Source organism: Brachyspira hampsonii (assembly GCF_001746205.1).
Taxonomy (GTDB): Bacteria; Spirochaetota; Brachyspiria; order Brachyspirales; family Brachyspiraceae; genus Brachyspira; species Brachyspira hampsonii_B.
This window is the reverse complement of sequence record NZ_MDCO01000001.1, coordinates 669,008-690,165: the sequence shown is the minus strand read 5'-3', so window position 1 is coordinate 690,165 and position 21,158 is coordinate 669,008. Positions and strand designations below refer to the sequence as shown.

The 21,158-nt window shown below is 24.9% G+C and carries 22 protein-coding genes and 2 pseudogenes; 7 read left to right on the top strand and 17 right to left on the bottom strand.

Annotated features, from left to right (window positions below; genetic code table 11):
- The 4 genes and pseudogenes from BFL38_RS03110 to BFL38_RS03095 form a co-directional block, all read right to left on the bottom strand.
- A pseudogene (locus BFL38_RS03110) lies at positions 1 to 453 on the bottom strand (periplasmic flagellar collar protein FlcA); the annotation flags it as partial.
- A gap of 106 nt (positions 454 to 559) precedes the next feature.
- Positions 560 to 982 (bottom strand): F0F1 ATP synthase subunit delta/epsilon, encoded by a 423-nt coding sequence (locus BFL38_RS03105; protein WP_069725663.1) that lies wholly within the window; start codon positions 980 to 982, stop codon positions 560 to 562.
- 15 nt (positions 983 to 997) lie between these two features.
- Positions 998 to 1,303, bottom strand: coding sequence for a hypothetical protein (locus BFL38_RS03100; RefSeq protein ID WP_008722735.1), 306 nt, complete (start codon positions 1,301 to 1,303; stop codon positions 998 to 1,000).
- A gap of 3 nt (positions 1,304 to 1,306) precedes the next feature.
- Positions 1,307 to 1,720 (bottom strand): acyl-CoA thioesterase, encoded by a 414-nt coding sequence (locus BFL38_RS03095; protein ID WP_069725662.1) that lies wholly within the window; start codon positions 1,718 to 1,720, stop codon positions 1,307 to 1,309.
- Between the two features lie 366 nt (positions 1,721 to 2,086).
- On the opposite strand from BFL38_RS03095, the gene coaD reads away from it, so the two are divergent.
- The 4 genes from coaD (at position 2,087) to BFL38_RS03075 (ending at position 5,628) form a co-directional block, all read left to right on the top strand.
- Positions 2,087 to 2,575: a pantetheine-phosphate adenylyltransferase gene (gene coaD, locus BFL38_RS03090; protein ID WP_069725661.1), complete on the top strand. Its 489-nt coding sequence runs from the start codon at positions 2,087 to 2,089 to the stop codon at positions 2,573 to 2,575.
- Positions 2,576 to 2,593: 18 nt separating this feature from the next.
- A complete protein-coding gene (miaB, locus tag BFL38_RS03085) occupies positions 2,594 to 3,901 on the top strand; it encodes a tRNA (N6-isopentenyl adenosine(37)-C2)-methylthiotransferase MiaB (RefSeq protein WP_069725660.1) in 1,308 nt (435 codons plus the stop codon).
- An 18-nt stretch (positions 3,902 to 3,919) separates the two neighbouring features.
- On the top strand, positions 3,920 to 4,531 hold the full coding sequence (locus BFL38_RS03080; RefSeq protein WP_069725659.1) for a 4'-phosphopantetheinyl transferase family protein: 612 nt from the start codon (positions 3,920 to 3,922) through the stop codon (positions 4,529 to 4,531).
- A 92-nt stretch (positions 4,532 to 4,623) separates the two neighbouring features.
- Positions 4,624 to 5,628 (top strand): FecR family protein, encoded by a 1,005-nt coding sequence (locus BFL38_RS03075; protein ID WP_069725658.1) that lies wholly within the window; start codon positions 4,624 to 4,626, stop codon positions 5,626 to 5,628.
- 1 nt (position 5,629) lies between these two features.
- On the opposite strand, the gene BFL38_RS03070 is transcribed toward BFL38_RS03075, so the two are convergent.
- Positions 5,630 to 7,096, bottom strand: coding sequence for a tetratricopeptide repeat protein (locus tag BFL38_RS03070; RefSeq protein WP_069725657.1), 1,467 nt, complete (start codon positions 7,094 to 7,096; stop codon positions 5,630 to 5,632).
- A gap of 177 nt (positions 7,097 to 7,273) precedes the next feature.
- Here BFL38_RS03070 and rplU point away from each other — a divergent pair, with 177 nt between their 5' ends.
- From rplU to rpmA, 3 genes are read left to right on the top strand one after another with little or no spacing between them, the layout of a single operon-like run.
- Positions 7,274 to 7,585 (top strand): 50S ribosomal protein L21, encoded by a 312-nt coding sequence (rplU, locus tag BFL38_RS03065; RefSeq protein ID WP_008722750.1) that lies wholly within the window; start codon positions 7,274 to 7,276, stop codon positions 7,583 to 7,585.
- On the top strand, positions 7,585 to 7,941 hold the full coding sequence (locus BFL38_RS03060; protein WP_069725656.1) for a ribosomal-processing cysteine protease Prp: 357 nt from the start codon (positions 7,585 to 7,587) through the stop codon (positions 7,939 to 7,941). Before rplU ends, BFL38_RS03060 begins: the two co-directional genes overlap by 1 nt.
- On the top strand, positions 7,931 to 8,185 hold the full coding sequence (rpmA, locus tag BFL38_RS03055) for a 50S ribosomal protein L27 (RefSeq protein WP_008722752.1): 255 nt from the start codon (positions 7,931 to 7,933) through the stop codon (positions 8,183 to 8,185). The genes BFL38_RS03060 and rpmA overlap by 11 nt, the downstream gene beginning before the upstream one ends.
- Before the next feature lie 243 nt (positions 8,186 to 8,428).
- On the opposite strand, the gene BFL38_RS03050 is transcribed toward rpmA, so the two are convergent.
- The 12 genes and pseudogenes from BFL38_RS03050 to BFL38_RS03005 form a co-directional block, all read right to left on the bottom strand.
- Complete coding sequence (locus BFL38_RS03050; RefSeq protein ID WP_069725655.1) at positions 8,429 to 9,508, bottom strand: hypothetical protein; 1,080 nt, start codon at positions 9,506 to 9,508, stop codon at positions 8,429 to 8,431.
- A gap of 63 nt (positions 9,509 to 9,571) precedes the next feature.
- A complete protein-coding gene (locus tag BFL38_RS03045) occupies positions 9,572 to 10,990 on the bottom strand; it encodes a hypothetical protein (protein ID WP_069725654.1) in 1,419 nt (472 codons plus the stop codon).
- Between the two features lie 657 nt (positions 10,991 to 11,647).
- Positions 11,648 to 12,961: a hypothetical protein gene (locus tag BFL38_RS03040; protein WP_069725653.1), complete on the bottom strand. Its 1,314-nt coding sequence runs from the start codon at positions 12,959 to 12,961 to the stop codon at positions 11,648 to 11,650.
- Positions 12,962 to 13,167: 206 nt separating this feature from the next.
- Positions 13,168 to 13,557, bottom strand: a complete 390-nt coding sequence (locus BFL38_RS03035) for a hypothetical protein (protein ID WP_069725652.1) — start codon at positions 13,555 to 13,557, stop codon at positions 13,168 to 13,170.
- Positions 13,558 to 13,608: 51 nt separating this feature from the next.
- The gene (locus BFL38_RS03030) at positions 13,609 to 14,061 is read right to left on the bottom strand and encodes a hypothetical protein (RefSeq protein ID WP_069725651.1); all 453 of its coding nucleotides are present in this window, start codon (positions 14,059 to 14,061) and stop codon (positions 13,609 to 13,611) included.
- A 169-nt stretch (positions 14,062 to 14,230) separates the two neighbouring features.
- A complete protein-coding gene (locus BFL38_RS15070) occupies positions 14,231 to 14,371 on the bottom strand; it encodes a type II toxin-antitoxin system YoeB family toxin (RefSeq protein WP_256097184.1) in 141 nt (46 codons plus the stop codon).
- Positions 14,346 to 14,468, bottom strand: a complete 123-nt coding sequence (locus BFL38_RS15360) for a hypothetical protein (protein WP_256097183.1) — start codon at positions 14,466 to 14,468, stop codon at positions 14,346 to 14,348. The genes BFL38_RS15070 and BFL38_RS15360 overlap by 26 nt, the downstream gene beginning before the upstream one ends.
- A 75-nt stretch (positions 14,469 to 14,543) precedes the next feature.
- A pseudogene (locus tag BFL38_RS03025) lies at positions 14,544 to 15,823 on the bottom strand (hypothetical protein).
- Positions 15,824 to 16,219: 396 nt separating this feature from the next.
- Positions 16,220 to 17,395, bottom strand: a complete 1,176-nt coding sequence (locus BFL38_RS03020) for a hypothetical protein (RefSeq protein WP_069725649.1) — start codon at positions 17,393 to 17,395, stop codon at positions 16,220 to 16,222.
- A gap of 81 nt (positions 17,396 to 17,476) precedes the next feature.
- The gene (locus tag BFL38_RS03015; protein WP_083249364.1) at positions 17,477 to 19,342 is read right to left on the bottom strand and encodes an ankyrin repeat domain-containing protein; all 1,866 of its coding nucleotides are present in this window, start codon (positions 19,340 to 19,342) and stop codon (positions 17,477 to 17,479) included.
- A gap of 283 nt (positions 19,343 to 19,625) precedes the next feature.
- On the bottom strand, positions 19,626 to 20,180 hold the full coding sequence (locus BFL38_RS03010) for a DUF2271 domain-containing protein (protein WP_069725647.1): 555 nt from the start codon (positions 20,178 to 20,180) through the stop codon (positions 19,626 to 19,628).
- 59 nt (positions 20,181 to 20,239) lie between these two features.
- Entirely contained in the window at positions 20,240 to 20,749 is a 510-nt protein-coding gene (locus BFL38_RS03005; protein ID WP_069725646.1) for a nitroreductase family protein, read from the bottom strand.
- Positions 20,750 to 21,158 lie beyond the last annotated feature (409 nt).

The window sequence follows — 21,158 nt, the reverse complement described above, 5'->3', positions numbered from 1 at the left end:
TAAATCATCTATATCAGCTGACACTTTATCATTATCATAATCTTCAGGAAGATCCAAATTATCTATATCAGCAGATACTTTATCATTATCTTCAGGAAGATCCAAATCATCTATATCAGCTGACACTTTATCATTATCAGAGTCTTCAGGAAGATCCAAATTATCTATATCAGCGGATACTTTATCATCATCTAAATCTTCAGGCAGTTTTAAATCATCTATATCAGCAGATACTTTATCATCATCAGAGTCTTCAGGAAGATCTAAACTATCTAAATCATCAATAGAAGGTAAACCATTATCCTCTGACGGCATGGAACTAGCCATATGTTCGTCTGTAAAAACTGACTTAAAACTGTCATAGTCGCTTTTTGATATTTCTTTTGGTAATGCTTTATTTCCTATTAAAAAAGCAATACTTCCTAATCTTTCTAAATCTTCTATTTTAGGCATATTCAATCATCTAATATAAATTTTTTAGTTAACATATTATATTATAATTAAGCTATAAAAATATGTCAACTAAATTATCGGATAATACTAAAATTACAATAGCATATTATTTAGAAGAAATTTCTATTTGTTTATTAAGTTTAGCTATTTTTTCATTGTTTCTTCTTGCTTCTTCAGGATTTATAACCATTTGACTAGATAATTTATTTATTTCATCTTTTAATATAGCAGCATCTATATCTTTTGGATATAAAGCAGTTTCTACTAATATTCCTATAACATTGTTTGTAACTTCAGCTATACCATCTTCTACATACATATTTATAAGTTTATTATCTTCGTTATATATTTTGAGTTCGCCGTAACCTATTCTTACTATATACGGGCAATGATCCAAATGTATTGAAACATATCCATCATGCGAAGGTATCTCTACATGATCTATTTTTATGGATCTCAGTATAGGTCCAATTCTAGTAATTACAGAGCAAGTTAAAGCCTTTTTATTTTTTTTTGCTGCAGTAGCCATATAAAATCCTCAAAATTAAATTATATTTTTATATTTTAAAACAAAAATTATAAATATCAATGAAATTATAAATAAAATTAATAGTATTAGTGAAATAAAGAATAAAAATCTTACAACTATTTTTAAAGAATTTATTTCTGAATATATATATTGAAATTCTTTTCTAGTTTTAGATTCTACTTTTTCTATTATTTCCTTTTCTTTTTCATCTAATTTATTATATAGTTTTTTTGTTCTATTTTCCATAGTTGTTGTTTTTACCAAATCTCCAACCATATTAGCAGAAGATAAAACAGTTAATATAACATTAAGCCAACTCATATATTATTTACCTTTGGACATTATACTGTATAGATATTCATCTGGTTTTACTATTTGTCCTTTTTTATTCACAAAAGGGTGAAGCGTATAACCTGTACTATATAATATTTTTTCGTTTTCTTTGCTTCTTATTTCATATTTTAGTTTTAATGATACATTTTTTAGTTTTTCAACACTAGTATAAACTACTATAACTTCATCATATCTTATAGAAACTTTATAATCTACAAAAGCCTCTTTTACAGGAAGCATTATATCGTATTTTTCTTCCATATCTTTATAGGAAATGCCTAACTCCCTTAAAAGCTCCGTCCTTCCTATCTCAAAATATCTTAAATAATTTGAATGATAAACTACCCCCATTTGATCAGTATCAGCATATATTACTCTTATTTCAGTTTTATTAACATGAGCCATAGGTAACTCCTAATAAATATTTATTCTTTAAATTATAACATATAAATAAAAAAAATATTTATTTTTTTTATATTTTTTATATATACAAATCACAATATTATGCTTGTATATTATACTTTCTTCCAAACTAATTTTATTTATGATTTCAGGTACTAGATCTTGAAGCACTCTATATAAAGATGTATGTTAGTATACTAAAATAATAAATCTTACAATATATTAAACATTATATTTATAATTAAAAAAATAATTTCATACTTAATATATCAATAAGTTTTGAAACAAATCTATTAAATTGTTTAAGTATTAAAATAAATGTTATTTTTTATATTGATATTATATTAATTTTGTATATACTTTATCATTATGAAAAATGGAAAAGTAATATTTCCGGGTACTTTTGACCCTTTTACATTGGGACATCTCGATGTTCTCTATAGGCTTGCTGATATATTTAATAAAGTTTATATATCTGTAGCACTTAATTTGGAAAAATCTCCTACTTTTACGATAGAAGAAAGAAAAAATATGATAAAAAAGGTAATAGGGGATAATGATGCTATAGAAATTGTATCTATATCTGGGCTTGTTACGGAATATATGAAGCAAAATGATATAAAGGTATTAGCAAGAGGGATAAGAGATAGTGAAGATTTATACTATGAATTAAGAATGTCCAGAATGAATAAATTATTATATCCAGAAATGGATACTATATTTTTGCATACATCAGAACATTATGCTTATGTAAGTTCTTCTTTAATAAAGGAAATACTTAAATTTAACGGACCTATAGACGGATTAGTGCCGGAAATACTAGTTGAAGATATAAGATCCAAATTCATAAAAAAATAATAATAAAAAGATTAGAATATGAAGAATTTTTACCTAGAAAATTACGGATGCCAGATGAATAAGGCGGATTCAAATAGTTTAATAAATTCACTTATGCAGGAAGGATTTATACAGACAGAAAATTATGAAAATGCTGATAATATCATAATAAATACATGCAGTGTTAGAGCACATGCTGAAGAGAGAGTATTTTCAAGAGTAAAACTCTTTAATGCAAATAGGAAAAAGAATAAAAAAGACACAAAAATAATCATTATGGGCTGTATGGCTCAGACTTCAAAAGATCATCTTGAAAATCTTGGAGCTGATAAGATATTTGATGTATACAATGAAGTTAATATTGTAGACTATTTGAAAGATGAAGAGGTTTTTGTTAAGAAGTTTAATGATAATTATATATTTAATAAATCCTATGTAGATGAAGATAAGCCTCATAAAGCATTTATACCTATATCGCATGGCTGTAATAATTGGTGTACTTACTGTATAGTGCCTCATACACGCGGTAATATGGTAAGCAGAAAGTCAGGCGAAATAGCAGAAGAATTAAAAAGATTAATAGATGAAGGGGCTAAAGAGATTACTCTTTTAGGTCAGAATGTTAATTCTTATGGGCTTGATATTGACAATGAGATTAATTTTACAGATTTATTATACAAATTAGACAAAGTTATTGATGAAAAGGCTAAAGACAAGGTTTGGATAAGGTTTTTAACTTCTCACCCAAAAGATTTTGATAAAGATTTAGCCGATGCTATATGGAATCTAAATAGTTTATGCAAACATATACATCTTCCTTTTCAAAGCGGTTCAGACAGAATATTAAATCTTATGAACAGAAAATATACAAAAGAAGAATATATAAAAAAAGTATCATATTTAAGAGATTATGCTGAAGATTTTCCTGTATCTACTGATGTAATAGTAGGTTATGCTGATGAAACAGAAGATGAGTATAATGAAACATTAGAATTACTTGAAAGTATTGGTTTTGAAGAAGCATATCTTTATAAATATTCAGAGCGGGAAGGTACTATAGCGCATAGAAAAAAAATACAGTATGATAAAGCAGCAGGTGCCAGAAGGCTTACTAATCTCGTAAATTATCAAAGAGAATTAGCTCAGAAACTATTAGCTAATCAGGTTGGTAAAAAAACATCTGTGATGATAGATGATATAGCCAAAGATAATATGCATTATTTATGCAGAAGCAAAGAAAATAGGATAATACTTGTAAAAAAAGATAAAGAACTTAATATGGGCGATATTTTTAATGCTGAAGTTACAGAGATAAAAAGCCATACATTGATAGGGAAGTTTATTTAATAAGATAGGTTAATATTTATGACTTATTTAGAGTATAATTTCAGTGATAATACTAATAGGGCAGAGGCAAGAAAAACATTAGAAAATTTGATTTTTTCTATGTCTGAGAATCATTATAATAAAAATAATTTAATCATAGAGAGAGAAGAAAATAAAAAACCTTATTTCAAAAATGAAAATAGTATATATTTTAATGGAACGCATACTTCGCAGTTATTTGCTGCTGTTATGAGCGATGAGTATAATGTCGGAATAGATGCCGAAAATATAAGGGATAGGGATTATTTTGCTATTGCAGAAGAATATTTTTATAAAAGTGAAGTTGAATATCTTAAAAATACTCATAAATTAGAAATAGATTTTTTTACTATATGGACAATTAAAGAAGCGTACATAAAAATGCTTGGAAAAACTATTTTTGATATAAAAAATTCTATAGAGGTTGATTTGCTTGAGAGAGAAGTGAGAAATGCTGATAATTTGTTTTTTGCTTCTTTTATACTTGATGACTTATATATAATAAGTGTATGTTTCGATACAAAAAATGATGTTTATTTGAATATTCAGGATTTTAATTTAAATATGCTATTTACTTATCCTACATTGCCGAATATTAATATAAATATGTAATTTTGAATTTTATGACTATTGACTTTTTTTATTCTAAATTATACACTTATATTACTTAGTGATGTTGTTTATTAAAACTAAGGAGTATATTTATGCTTAATAGAATATTTTTATCAGCAATATTGTTTGCTTTTTCATTATGCAATATTTTATTATCACAGGATATATCTTTTAAAGTTACAGGTATATCCGGCATAGCCTTCATAGAAAAACCAGATATAAATAAATCATTGAGAGCTTTCAGAGGAAGTGAAGTACATAGTGAATATAGATTAAGAACATCAGCTGATACTCAAGTTGATCTCACTTTAAGCAGAAGGGGAGACAAAATAGGTTCTATTGTAGTTCCTCAGAATAGTATAATTCTCGTTAATAAACCTATTTCAAAAGAAGATAATAGAGTTTCTTTGTCTTTATTAGAGGGCTATATTAAAGTTAATATAAATAAAAATGCGGGAGCCTTAGTTGAAGTACATACAGCAACTACTACTTCTGTGGTGAGGGGGACGAGTTTCGAGGTTGCTTTTGCAGAAGATGGTTCTACTATAGTTGTTCTTGATGAAGGTCTTGTTGATGTTGTTACTGACAATGATAAAGAAGTTCTCAATCCTAAGAAGGCGTATGTAAATACAATAGATGATAAATCTGAAATTATAAATCAAAGTTCTGACAGCGATCCTATAGTATTTTTGAATAGGGGAGAGGAGGCATCAAGAGAAGATTATATGTATACTATAGAAAACTTGATGTCTGCTATGGAAGATATACCTTATAAAAATAATAATAATAACGATAATTTTTCTTCATTAGTGAATGTAGAAGAAGGTGAAAATAAAATTAATGATATTGAAATGAAGCATTATAGAATGATAGCTGCAAATGAGGGATATTATAATACTATAATAAAATTAATAAATTTATATCCGGATAAAAAAAATGAGATGGTGCAATATGCTAGAAAATCATTAGCATTGTATGCAGCGAATCAAAGAGCCATTAGTAAAATGAGTTCTACTATAATAAGAACAAGAGAAAAATTTGATAGAATAAAAAAGAAATTTAATGACAGAATGATGAGTACTGCTGCGGCTAAATAATTTATAAATCAAATATGTTTTTTATATCTGAGTTTTTTCTTAATTTTGATATATAGAAATTTCTTTCATATTCAGCAAGCAGGATTTTAGCCCTCCTTATAAATTCATTTTCATCATAAACAATCAGATCTATATAAATATTGTATACTCCCATAGCTCCGCCAAGTACAATTCCTATATCAGCTTCTTTATCTCCGCTTGCAAGAACTTCTTTTTCCAATCTTTCCTGTATTTCATACCTCTCATTTAATATTTCTTTTCTTGATTCATCATCATTTATGTAATTATATGTATAATATAAAAATATTGCTCTAGCTCCGCATTTAGATATTTCTATTATATCATCTGTATTTTCATTGTAATAATCATTTACTGTTTCATAATATGATGTAGTTCCTGCTATTATATCATATCTTAATGCATTGGATTGTCTAGGTTCTGAAGTGTATGCTAAATATTGATTTATTGGATTAGTGATAATTTTTTTTCTATGGAAGGATAATGTTTTTTTTATGTATTTTTCTAATTCTACAAGAGGAATCATATTATTTAATTTTCTATTACTTATATCGGCATATCTTATATATACCCTTGACAAACCTTCTCCTATAGAATTTTCCATAATGAGGAAAAATATATTATATGCTTCTTCTTTATCAAAATCATTTAAATCTTTATTATAGAACACTAAATCAAATTTATCATTTTCATCATCGAATTCTATTTTAACAAAAACATCCTGAGTTTCTATTCTTTTATTATGTATTTCAATAGTAAAGTTTACGCCATTAGAACTAGGTATAAAAGGCATAAAAGTCCATTTTTCTTTTAACTTTTCCGGCATATCAGATATTATTCTTGGAGTTAGATAAAACAGATAATTTTTGCCGTCTATATTAAAAGTAAAATTATAATTCCTGCCTATATTAAAAGCTAAATTATCAGATATTATCTTTGCAGCATTGGATAGAAAATGAACTATATCTTTGTTTTTATTTTTGATTATATTATCAATTTCTGCTTCATTATCTTCAAACCATTTCCAAAATGATTTTACCCTTTGAGCAAAACTTAATCCATTATCCTCATCTTCAAAGCATAAAGAATATAAATTTTTTATGTTCTTTGATATATCTTCAAAATTTTCTATATTTTTTTTGTTATAATTTTCAAATAATTCTATAGCCTTGCTGAAATATTGCTTAGCAGTATTTTTCTCATTTTTATGATAATAAGCATATCCTGTTCTGTAATACCATACAGGATCAAATAATCCTTCCTCTCTTATATACATAAGATTATCCAATGCTTCATCATAATTCTGCACATTGTTTAAAGCTCTGGCAAACAGCAGAATTATTTCATAATCTCTTTTATCTTCTTCTATAGAATAAATAATTTCTATGATTTTCTGGTGCTTGTCCTGATTATGCAGTTCTTTAATTTTTTCTAAAATTTTTTTATTCATTGAACTATATATTACAATATTTTTATAAAAAAATCTATTTATTTAAAACATTAATTTATTTTTTAGCCATGATAGTTTTTTATTTTTATGCTTGACAAAAATAATTTAATATAGTAATATAGAGTACTCATAGTATTGTATAAAATAAAAATATATATAAATTGGAGATAAGCAATAATGTATGCAATCGTAGAAGTAAAAGGTAAGCAATACAAGGTGGAAAAAGGTCAGGATATTTTAGTAGAATATCTAGGCGATGATGCTAAAGAAGCTCCTGAAATTAAAACTCTTCTTCTTAAAAAAGATGATGAAAGTGTTTTAGTAGGAACACCTTATGTTGACGGCGTTAAAGTAAGTTCTAAAATAGTAGAAATGATGAAAGGCGATAAAGTAGTTATTGGTAAACATAAAAGAAGAAAAGACTATAGAAGAAAAACAGGTCATAGACATAAATATCATAAAATAACTATTGAAGATATAGCTGTTTAATGGCTTCATCTGTTAATGTAGTATACAATATAGAATCTATTATACAAAGCATAACAGTTGAAGGGCATGCCGGTATTAAAAAATCTGGTGAAGGTTATGAAGTTTGTATAGCTTTGAGTACATTAACACAGGCTATGTATAAGGCTTTATTATCTATAGTGGGAAATAAGTTTTTAAAGTACAAAATAAATAATGGATTTTTGAGTTTAGAACTTGTTAATTTTGATAAACTTGAGAATAATAAAAAAATAGAGTATAAAATAGTTAGTAATGGATATTTGATAGGTATAAAATCTTTAATTAAAGAGTATCCTGATTTTATAAAATATAAAGAGGAGTATAAAAATGGCACATAAAAAAGGCGGCGGAAGTTCTAAAAACGGACGCGATAGTCAATCTAAACGTTTAGGTGTTAAAGTTTACGGCGGTCAGAAAGTTATATCAGGCAATATTATAGTTAGACAACGCGGTACTCAATTCCATGCTGGAAGAAATGTTGATATAGGTCGCGATCACACTATATTTGCTACTGCTTCTGGTTATGTTAAGTTCCATACTAATAAATTCGGAAAGAAAACTATTTCAGTTGTAGCTGAATAATAAATTAATTGTTTAAAATATTGTATCTCAGCTGATAATTAATAATTAGCTGAGATATTTTATTTTTTTACTTCTTTATTTTACATAATAAAAAATTATTAAGTTATTGTGAATCTCATCATATACACATAATTCTGATATTTAAATGTTTTAAATTTTTATTGCAGTTTCCAAAAATTAATGTTTATATCCTATATATAGTGATACTTTATAAAGAATCAGAGTAATCTCAGAAAGATAAAATCAATCAAATAAATAAGCCAAATAATTATCTTTATTTATATATTCTTTTATATCACTTGACTTAATGAATATTTTTTCATAGCCATAAGGAGACATTACTATAATACCAATATCTGTTATAAGAAATAATAAATCATCATTATAAAAATTATCAGGTGCATTATATTTTTTTAATATTTCATAAGAATTATTTACTAAATCTTTAAAATAAGAACTTATTAATTGCTGATTATTCAAATTATAAATAAGAGAAATATTATTAATTATGAGTTTTTTATTTTCTTTCATTTGAGTAATTCTTTTATATATACAAATACTTTTTTCATCTAAGTATAATATATTAAAAGCATATAAATCTTTAATTTTTACAAAATATTGTTTTAGCTCATAAGTAGAGAATTGTTTGAGAAATGAACTAACTTCATCTGAAAGCTCTTTTTCTTTTTTATATTTAAAATCTTCTGAAAAACTATTTTCTCCGTTAACATAAAAATTTATTTTTTCTTTATAGTCTATGAATGCATAATAAAAATCAAATAAATGATTAAGAATTGTTACAGTTAATCCTCTATCATTAGTTTTTAAATATTTAAATCCGCATATATGGAATTTTTTTATATTTATTTTAGGTTTATCAATTATCTCAAAAATACCTTCTATTATTTTTTTACCATTAATGTACATATCATATTCAATTTTTGAAAGACTATTATTTTTTAAATTTATTTCTGCAATATTTTTTCTATTTAAAGTTATAAACTCTTCAGTATAATAATCAAAAACTTCAATTTTTTTACTGTTGCCTGCGATCTCATAAATACCAAATAAATCTGCATTATTTATAAATATTTTACCCATATACAAATAATGAATACCCTCATCAATATTTTCAAATCTATTGCAGTAAATATATACATTATTAATATTATCTTTAAGTATAAAAAAAGTTATATCTTTTACATAAAAATAAGGACGGTATTTATTTTTCATTAAAAGTTTAAAAATAATAACTAAAACAATAATAGAAATAATCAAAATAAAATATTCGTCATGTAAAATACTGTATAATAACTTTGCCATAATATTTATTTAACTCAAAAATTATTTTTTGTGGATTATATTATATACATAAATAAAAATCAATTATTGCCTATCAAAAAAACTAAATAAAGAATGACTTCTATTTAAATAATTTTTTAAATTAGCTGATGAAATAAATATTTTATCGGCATTTTTTTTATTTGTATTTTCTAAATCATAATCCTCATCATTAAGAATTAGATTTGTATATTCAGGCATCACTATAATACCTGTATCTGTTAAAAGAAATATTAAATTATCTATATTATCATAAAAATAGTCGCCAACTATATATTTAGATAATAACTCTTTACTATCAATAACTAAATCTTTTAAATATGAACTTATACTTTTCTCTCCGTTCAATTCAAATATAAAAGAATGATTTTTTACCATAGCTTCATCGCTTCTTTCATATGCCTTTACAGTTCTTTTGTATATGCATATTAATTCATCATCATAGTATAATATATCAAAGCATCTAAAGTCTTTAAGTTTCTTATAATATATAATACCAATTTTATCGGCATAATAGGCTTTGTTTTGATCATAATGATGGAATTTTTCTATAATAAGCTCTTTATTTTTTAATTCTTCTTCAATCTCTCTTCCTTTTTCTTCTTTGAATCTTTCATCAAAATTGTAAGCTCCGCTGATAGCCATATTTATTCTTTCTTTGCCTCTAATAAAAGGATAATTGAAATTAAATAAATAATTAGTAAGCATTTTTCTTACTTCATCCATACCAAGATAAGCTGAATATTTATCATCAGTAAAAGTAGTCTGTTCTACTGGAATATAAAACTCTTTTATTTCCATTTCAGGCTTTTTAATAACTTCAAAAACTCCTTCTACTCTTCCGCCTTCAATATCCATAGTATATTCAATTTCTGATGTTCTTTCATAATCGAATTCTCTTTTGAATTTTATCTTTAATAAAATTTCTCTATTGTTTTCTTTTGAACTCCAACCGCCAAATTTACGTACTTCTTTCCAGGACTTTTCATAAGGATCATCGTATTTAAATTGCTTTTCCTCTAGTCTTTCAAAATAAGCCATATCATAATCACGGTAAACATTAATTTGATTATTATTTAATTCATTAGTTTCACGAATCATTAATTTATTTTCGCTATTTATAAACATTTGACCTGTAAAAGAAGCAAAATATTCACGTGCGAAATTGTCAAATTTTGATTTAAGTACATACTTAATTTTACCGCGGTATTTTCTGTACCATTCATCATAATTATTATCTTTATATTTATAGCAATTAATATATATATTATTTACTTTATCTTTCAGCATGAAAAAACTTTTTTCATATACCAATATTTTATTTTTAGCATACCATTTTTTTGCTTTCTTCTCAATTAGAAAAAATACAGATAGAAAAATGGCAATTGCTCCAAACAAAATAGGCCAAAAATAATCACTAATAAGAAAAAGTCTTAATGGTTCCAATATTCCAAATGATATCATAAATACTCCTATTGTTGCTAGCAATAAACTCGCTTAATATGAGCTGACAACTAAAGTTGCCAGCTGCTCGTTTATTGATTTAAAAATTATTTTTTATTGTTATGCTTGACGCCACCGTATATAAGCTAGCGAGTAAACTCACTAGCTGGCTTTGGCTCGCTTGTTAATTATTATGCTCGCCTTTTATTATTGCTAATAAAAATTATTGGCTTATAGGCTCTGCCAATAATTTTTATATTTAGCTTTCTAATATTTTATTATGTTTGTATTTTATTGCTGCCAGCAATAAACTCGCTTAAAATATATATTAGAGTTGTTTTAAAAGTACTTGACAATATTATATATAAAATTTTGATAATTTATAAATTATGAAAATAAAGTTTTACATGTTGTATAACTTATTATTTTAGTATATAAATATGCAGTCCTTTTGCTTCTCGCCGCAGGCGTACTTCGTATGGGTCACCACCGAGTAGGTGCCTAGACGGCAAAAGAAGTGGGGGTGTGGCACGACTGTGTACTTCGTAGGGCTAGTCCCCACTATCATAAATAAAATTAGTTTTGTAACAAATATATTATTTTTTGTTGCTATATTTACCTTTTATTTTTCTTATAACCTTTTATATTTTGCAAATACTTCAAAAATATAAAAATTAATTATCTCCTATTAAAAAATTTAAATAAATAATGACTTTCATTCAGATAATTTTTTAAATGATCTGTAGGGATAAATATTCTTTCTGCAGTATTTTCTAAATTCATATCTCTATCATTAAGCTCCATATTTGGGTATTCAGGCATTACTATAATTCCTGTATCTGTTAAAAGAAATATTACATTATCTATATTATTATAAAAATTATCAGTAAGTTCATAATTAGATAATAATTCCTTACTATCAGCAACTAAATCTCTTAAATAAGAACTTATACTTCTTTCGCTTTCTAATTCAAATATAAGAGAATGATTTTTTAATATAATTTCTTTAGGTGCTTCTACTTCTACAGTTCTTTTGTATACGCATATTACTTCATCATCATAGTATAATATATCAAGGCATCTAAAATTACTAAGTTTATTATAATATGCAATACAAGTTTTATCATCAAGACAGAATTTATCTTCTAAAAGCCCATCTTTATGGTTCAATTTCTCTTCAAGCTCTTTTCCTTTTTCTTGTTTGAATTTTTCATCATAATTATAAGTTCCGCTGATAGCCTTATTTATTCTTTCTTTTCCTTTAATAAAAGGAAAATTGAAATTAAACAAATAATTAGTCATCATGTTATTCATATCAGACCAAGCTGTATCATAGGAATCTATCTGTTCAATTGGAAGAAAAAATTCTTTTATTTCTATTTCAGGCTTTCTAATAACTTCAAAAACTCCTTCTATTCTTTTATTTTCAATATCCATAGTATATTCAATTTTTGATGCTTTTTCATAATCTAATTCTTTTCTGAATGTTATTCTTGTCAATTTATCTCTTATCCCTTCTTTTGACTCAAATTTATCTCTCTTTCGTATAGCTGAATGATTTTGTTTGAAATATATTTCTTTAAAATATTTAACATCATAATCATGATAAACTATAATTTGATCTATGTATAACGGACTAGTTTCACGAATAATTAATTCATCGCTGTTATTTATAAATATTTGCCCTGAAAAAGAGTCAAAATATTCATGTGCCCACAAATCGAAATCTAATGAAGGAGATACATCTCTCAACTTACGGCAGGATGCCCCGTATGAATAATAATGTTCATCATATTTAATTTTATAGCAATTAATATATATATTATTTATTTTATCTTTCAGCATAAATAATTCTTTTTCATTTAACCATATTTTATTTTTAGAATACCATTTCTTTAGCGACGGTAGAATTTTACCAATATTAAGATATAATACCAGAGGCCCCAGAGATACAATAAAAACTAAAATACCTATGATAAGTTCAATATCCATAAATAACTCCTATTATTGTTATGCTCGCCCACACGAAGTGTGCCTACTCGGTTCGCCTATAATAAGCTAGTGAGTAAACTCACTAGCTGGCTTCGGCTCGCTTGTTAATTGTTATGCTCGCTTTTTATTATTGCCAGCGATAAACTTGCTTAATATAATCGTTTATCTTTGACACCCATAATTTTTAAAACTTATAACTTTAAAAATCATTTTTTTTGTTTTATTACAGTGATTATAATTGGTTCTTCTCCGCTAATATTATAAATAAGTTCGAGTGATGTATCAGTAAATTTAAATTCTGCATAATTGCCGTCTTCATCTGCAGTTTTATAATAATTATCTGACACTTTTAATAAGTTTTCATTTAGCATACCGCCTTCATAATTTTCTCCCCTTATCATAATTCTTATACCTTCAGAACCTACTGTTACAATCATTTTTCTTATTTTCTCTTCAGAATTATTAGGGTCTCCAACATAAGTGCCGTACCATTTAGGAGATATTACACCTGATTCTTTAGGATATGCAGATAAATCCATTACTAAAAAACTTGGAACTAATAAAGCGAATAAAAATTTTAAAATACGATTTTTCATATAACCTCCTTATTGCATCTAATTATAATTTTATTCATATTAAGATATTTTTCAATATTTTTTTCCTAATTTAGGCAAATTAATTGATTTAAGCTTTTGTGTTCCTTCATAAACAGACATTTCAAGTACTCCATTAGTAAATTTAAACTCCAAGTGAGCATCATTTGCAGATATAGTTTTATAATAATTATCTGATACTTTTGATAACTCATCATTTCCTATAGCTCCTTTTACAGCTCTGTCGCTTTCTAGTACAATATCCGCACACTTTTTTACAACTTCTATTGTAGATTCATCATTAGGATAATCAATTTCTAGTCCCTCATAACCTACGATTACATAAACCGATTTCATATATGTTTCATCTGGCGACATAAAATATTGCCCGTATAGCTCTTCAGGGATATTCGTGTTTTCTTCTGTTTTTTTAGAACATGAAACATTAATGAATAAAAAACTTGAAATTAATAAAAAGAATGAAAATTTTAAAATTCTACCTTTCATATCATATAACCTCCTATTGTATAGGATTATAAATACATTTTTTAATTATGTCAATAAAAATTTATTTCTGTATAAAAATATTCGATATTCTTTACTTGGATTAATGAAAAACTATATTTACTTTGATAAAATATAGTATTAAATCATACTAAATAATAATTATTCTTTACTATAATGATATTTGCAAGATGTTATTATTTTCTATATGATAAACTAATCTATACTCTAAATTAATTCTTTTTGAATATAAATCTTTTTTATCATATTTTAATTTTTCAAGCTCTTCAAGTTCTTCTATAACTTTTTCCATTAGTTTCCATATCTATATACTGCTGTTCTTTTATTATATCAATAATTTTTCTTAAACTTTCTTCAAGCATACTGTCTAATTCTTCTTTAACTGTCATAATTATTCCTTAACAATTACTTACTATAAATAATAATTAAAACAAAATCAAATTTTCATTTATATTATTTATAAATTAATTAAATAAATAAGCCAAATAATGATCTTTATTTATATAATCTTTTATATTCTTATAATCAATAAATATTTTTCCATATCCTTTTTCTTTCATTATTATAATAAATGAATCTGTTACTCCGAAAATTAAATTATCTATATTTGAATAAAAATCTTTAGGGGCATTATATTTTTTTAATAATGCTTCAGTATCATTTACCAAGTCTTTAAGATAAGGGCTTATTAATTTCTGACTTTCCAACTCAAATGTCATAAACATATTATCTATTTCAGAAAGCTTCAAATCTTCTAGCTTTGAAACTCTTTTATATAAAGATATTGTTTTATCATCATAGTATAATATATTAAAACTTTTAAACTCTTTAAGTTCATTATAATAATCAGCATAATTATCAATATAATTTAATATACTCTCATCCATTAATGATTTCCAATGTCTTTTTTTAGATTCTTTTACATACGATTCTACTATATCCTTATTTTCGTTTATTTTATCTTTTAAAAACTCATCTGAAAACTCTCTAACTCCATTAATAGAAGAATTTATTTTTTCTTTTCCATTTATAAAAAGATAATCAAAATTAAATACATTGCCAGAGAATATTCTCTCAGAACTGAATAAAATGCTTTCAACATTATACAAACCAAATATGTCTGCATTATGCAGTCTTATTATTTCTGCTTCATCTTCTCTTATAATTTCAAAAGTTCCTTCTATTTTTACAGGCTCTCTTAAAGTTTTTTTAATATTATCGCCAACATAGTCAGCAATACTGTCATAAGGCTTAAACTCAATAACATAGTCAATTTCTGATTTTGATGTACCATCTAATTTTGTTTTGAATTTTATTTCAGCAAAAGTTTCAGGCTCATATCTATAAGATCTATTACCCTCTGATGAGTGTTTAGTAGTTAAAATTGGATTATCTTTATCATAATAATTTTTAACTCCTATTCTTTCAGATGAAAAGTAAACATCATTCATAATAAAACCACTATCATTATTTATATATACCCTTCCTAGATATGGAAACACATTATCGCTAGTCAAGTATAAATTATTATAATTATCATTTGTTCTATATTCATAAACATAAACATATATATTGTTAATTTTATCTTTAAGCATGAAAAAATTATTTTTATAAAATCTTACAGGGTTTTTTTAGCCTTATTTTTAGGTATATTAATAATTATTATGACAGCAGCTACTAAAATAACTGCTGCTAACAAAATTATTATATCCTTATCCATAAATTTAGTTATTAAATTTTTCATAATAGCTCCTATTGTTGTTATGTTCGCCTACGCCTATAATAAGCTAGTGAGTAAACTCACTAGCTGGCTTCGGCTCACTTGTTAGTTGTTATGTTCGCCTCAGCTTAGTATAAGCTGCCAACTAAAGTTGTCAGTGCTTCGGCTCACTTATTAGTTGTTATGTTAGCCTTTTATTATTTCTAATAAAAATTATTGGCTTATAGGCTCTGCCATTCTTACGAATGTCAGATGCCAATAATTTTTATATTTAGCTTTCTAATATTTTATTATGTTTGCATTTTATTGCTGCAGCAATAAAATAACTTAATATAAGCTCGCAACTAAAGTTGTCAGCTCTTCGGCTTATTGTTTTAGTTGTTATGTTCGACGCCGCTAGCTTAACACTTTAAAATTAAATTAATCAAATAAATAATACAAATAATGATCTTTATTTATATACTCTTTTATATTTTTATAATCAATAAATATTTTTCCATATCCTTTTTCCTTCATTATTACAATAAATGAATCAGTTACTCCGAAAACTAAATTATCTATATTAGAATAAAAATCACTATCAGCATTATATTCTCTCAATAATTTTTCAGGTTCATTTACCAAGTCTTTAAGATAAGAGCTTATTAATATTTGACTGTCTAACTCAAATATAGCAAAGAGATTATTTATTTCGGCAAGATTAATACCCTCTAATTTTGAAAATCTTTTATATATACATATTATTTTATCATCATAGTATAATATATTAAAACTTTTAAACTCTTTAAGTTCATCATAAATATTATTATAATCACCTATATAAGATAAGATGCTGTCATCAAATAATGACTGCCAATCTTTTTTATAATATTCTTTTACATACGATCCAATTATACTATTATTTTCTTCTATTTTTTCTTTAACAAACTCATCTGAAAACTCTTCAGCTCCATTAATAAATGAATTGATTTTTTCTTTTCCATTTATAAAAAAATAATTAAAATTAAATACATTATAAACGAATCTTTCCTCAGCTTTCTTTAATGTTGATATTTCTGAATTATACAAACTTATTACTTCTGCTTCAGGCTTTCTTATGATTTCAAAAACACCTTCTATTGTTACAGTCTCTCTAAAAGTGTTTTTAAGTTTATCTGCAGTAGAATCTATAACATTTGTATAAGGATCAAACTCAATAATATATTCTATTTTTGATTCTGATGTATCATTTAATTTTGTTTTGAATTTTATTTCAGCAAAAGTGCTTATCAAATTATTGTTATATCTATCATAATAATTATAAACTTCTATTTTTTCAGATTTTACATTAGCCTCATTTATAATAAATTCATTATTATTATTTATATATATTCTTCCTTTATTGTTAGAGTAATTTTTATATAAATAATTATAACTTTCAATATCATTTTTTTTATATTCATAAATATAAACATATATATTGTTTATTTTATCTTTAAGCATAAAAAAATCATTTTTATAAAATTTAACAGGATTATTTTTAGCATCATTTGTCAGTATACCAATAAATACAAGAGCTGCCAATATTACTCCTGCTATAATTATTAATTCCATCATATAACTCATAACTCCTTATTATTAGTTTTCTGATAGTAAAAAATATAGGCAGTAAATTATTAATATTTTATTTGTAAAAATTTAATCAAATAAATAAGACAAATAATGATCTTTATTAATATTATATTTTATCTCATATAAAGGAATAAATATTTTTTTATACCCCTTATCTTTCATCAATATAATACCCGCTTCTGTTATAAGAAAAATTAAATTATCTATATCCTTATAAAAATTACTATTATATCTTTTTAATATCTCATCAGCATTATTAACAAAATCTTTAAAATAAGGGCTTATTAATTTTTCATTATCTAAATCAATTATAAGCGATATATTATTTACTGTAAGATTATTATTAGCTTCTATTTTAGCAAATCTTTTATATACACATATTGTTTTATCATCTAAATATACTATATTATCAGCATTATAAAAATCTTTAAGTTTATCATAATATTTAGTTTTAATATCGTTTAATGACATACTCTCATGTTTCTTTAAAATCTGTTCAACATTTATCTCCAATTCATTTTTTTTATCAGAATACGATTTATTATCTCCGTTTATATATGAATTAATTTTATCTTTATTCTTTATATTGAAATGATATAGATTAAAGAAATAGGAAAGCATCCCTATAAAACGATTACCTTTTGAAACCTTTTTAAACATTAATCTAGAATATTCTACCTTAATATCAGTATTTCTATTTACTTCAAAAACTCCATTCATAATTTTAGAGTCAGCTATTTCCACAATATAGTCAATTTCATTTTTATCACTCTTTATAAAATCATAAAGAGAACAATCGAATTTTATTATAGCTTTTTCATTTGCTTCCATGTCAACATCATACCAGCTAAAATATTCCTTATCATTTTTTTTATTATCATACAAATCATAAATAGCAATATCATTCCCCGAAAAATTACTGTTTATATTATAATATCCTTTTAGCTTATTATTATTTATAAATATATTTCCAAAAAAACCCAGCATTGTAGATAATAGTCCGAAAGAATAATAAGTATAACAGTAAATATACATATTGTTTACTTTATCTTTAAAAGTTATAAACATTATACTCTCTTCATAAATATTAGGAATATATCTTCTTTTATATACATAAATAAAAGAAGCAAATAAAGCAATCATCATAGCTATAAAAATTAAATATTTACCAAATACCAATTTAAAATAATATAAAAAATTATCAGTTTTAGCCCCGCTTAAAACTAATTCAGCCGCTATATCTTTATTGCCTTTATCAAGTGCTATTTCAAGCCCTTTGTCTAAATTCATTTTGAATTTATTTCCAAAGAATAAAAATTTCTTTTTTAATAAAATTCTTAACATAGGCTCATTTTCTTGATTAACTGCCAGCAAAAACTCATCATTTATATCATCATTGTCTTTATAATGTTTCAAAATAACTTCAGCAGCATCATAAAAATAATCATCTACAGCACTGTAAAGAGGCGTTTTACCATTAATAGATTTTTTATAAATATCAGCATTATTTTCAATTAAGAAATCTATTATATTAGTTTCGCCCCTATATCCTGAATAAGTATAAAGCAAAGTATAGCCGTCATATACTCCGTTTATATCATATTTTTGTATGAACTTCTTAACATCTTCTAAATCCCCATAACCTTCTGCAGTACTTTGATATTCATCTTCTAAACTATCTATTTCTATAACATTATATTTTTTATAAAGTTCCATTTTCTCTTTTAATGCTTTTTCTTCTGTCTCTTTTAGCAAGTTTTCCATATATTCTTTAGGGTCTTTTCCCATTTCTTTTAATTCATCTTCATTTGCAAACATTGCATCAAAAAGTTTTTTATAGAAATTAGTATCATATTCCTCTGAGCATAAAAAGAAAGATGATGTTATTAATAAAATAAAAGAGATAATTATTCTGCTAATAGTTTTTTTCATTTTCATAAATCTCCAATTAATAATAGACTTTTTTCAAAATTCTTTGACAAGATTATATATAAAAAATTTAGTAATTATCAATTATAAAATAATGTTTTATATATTGTATATTTATTATTTTTTAGTATATAAATATGTATTAATTTTGCATTCCTAATGCAAAATAAGCGGGTGTTAACGAAGTCCGATTTGTATACATAGTCCACGTAATTATAAATAGTTTTGAAACTAGAGTAATATATACTATAGTAACATATATGTCAATAAAATAATAAATTAGTATTTAAGGAATAAAACTTACATTCACATTTTTTATTATGTCCATATTTTCAGCTTCAGGCTTTGAATATTTTGATGATGCTTTTTGTGAATTAGCTTGATTTCCTATGTTAATAACAGAAGTATAAAGCACATTATTATCCTGATATATAGCAGCTTCAACAACTATTCTATAATCACCATCTTTTACAATATTTCCTTGATTATCTTTGCAATCCCAAACTATATTAACTTTTCCCTGTTTAGGTGTGGATTTAGATACTGCATCAACTATTTTTTTATCTATCTTTGATGCATTAGCTTTTTTCTGCCAATTATTTAATGATAAAGGTCTTTTTTTCCAGCCTTCTCTTCTGCCTGTAAAATCTGTAATATATATTGTGGCTATATAACTACCGTTATTATCTTCAGCCCAAACAGCTATTTGATTGCTTGCAAATCCCGGTCTTTTTGTATAGTCAAAACTTATATTAACTTTTTTAGTATTGTTCTGAGCATAATTTTCATTGATGTATGATACTGCAAAAATCATAAATAATATAATAAAAAGTTTTTTCATAAATAATCTCCTAATAATTAATTTTTTTATTTATATTAATTGCTTTTAATTATTAATAATCAATACTTTTCATAATGTATTTTATTTGGCTCAAATCTATCCGGCATTTGAGGCTCTCCATCCGGATATCCTATAACAACAAGTCCTAAAGGCTTTATATGTTCAGGCAGATTAAAAAGGTTTATAATTTCATTCATTCTCTCTTCGCGAGGTGCAATACCTATCCATACACTTCCTAAATCTTTAGCCTTTGCGGCAAGCATTAGATTTTCTAAAGCTGCAGAACAGTTTTGCTGCCAATAAAGTTTTCCAGATTCATCAGATAAATCCCCGCATACAACTATAGCTAAAGTAGCTGTATCAAGCATTTTGGCATAAGGGTGAAAGTTCATAATTTTATCTAGTGTTTCCCTATTTTTTACTACTATAAACTCCCAATTTCTTCTATTGTTAGCAGAAGGAGCATACATTGCCGCTTTAAGCATATATTCTATTTTTTCATCTTCAACTTGTTTGCCTTTAATATATTTTCTTATACTTCTTCTTGTAAATAAGATATATTCTTTCATATAAACATCACTCCTTAAAATTATTTTTTATTATTACTTTATAATAAATTTGCTTATTAAAATACTATATAATGTTATCGTATACTAGATGTTTTTATATTTAGTTATTTAATATTCTAAAACTATTATATAATAAATATTGAAAAATTAAAATTAAAAATTGTTAGAATGCTAAAAATTATATTTGAGTTATAAAAAAATTACTTGTTTTATGACTAGCAAATATTTATATGATTTTTGATAATTATGGCTAATTCAACACGAGTTAAACTTGCTCTAAAAATAAATCTAGTAAATAATCAAAATTCACACTATAAATTTAAAATCTATTCACCGCGTGCTGTTGATACTAAAAATAAAAAAAGGCTTATGTGTGCAGCTTTTATTAATGAAGCAATGTGCATTAATA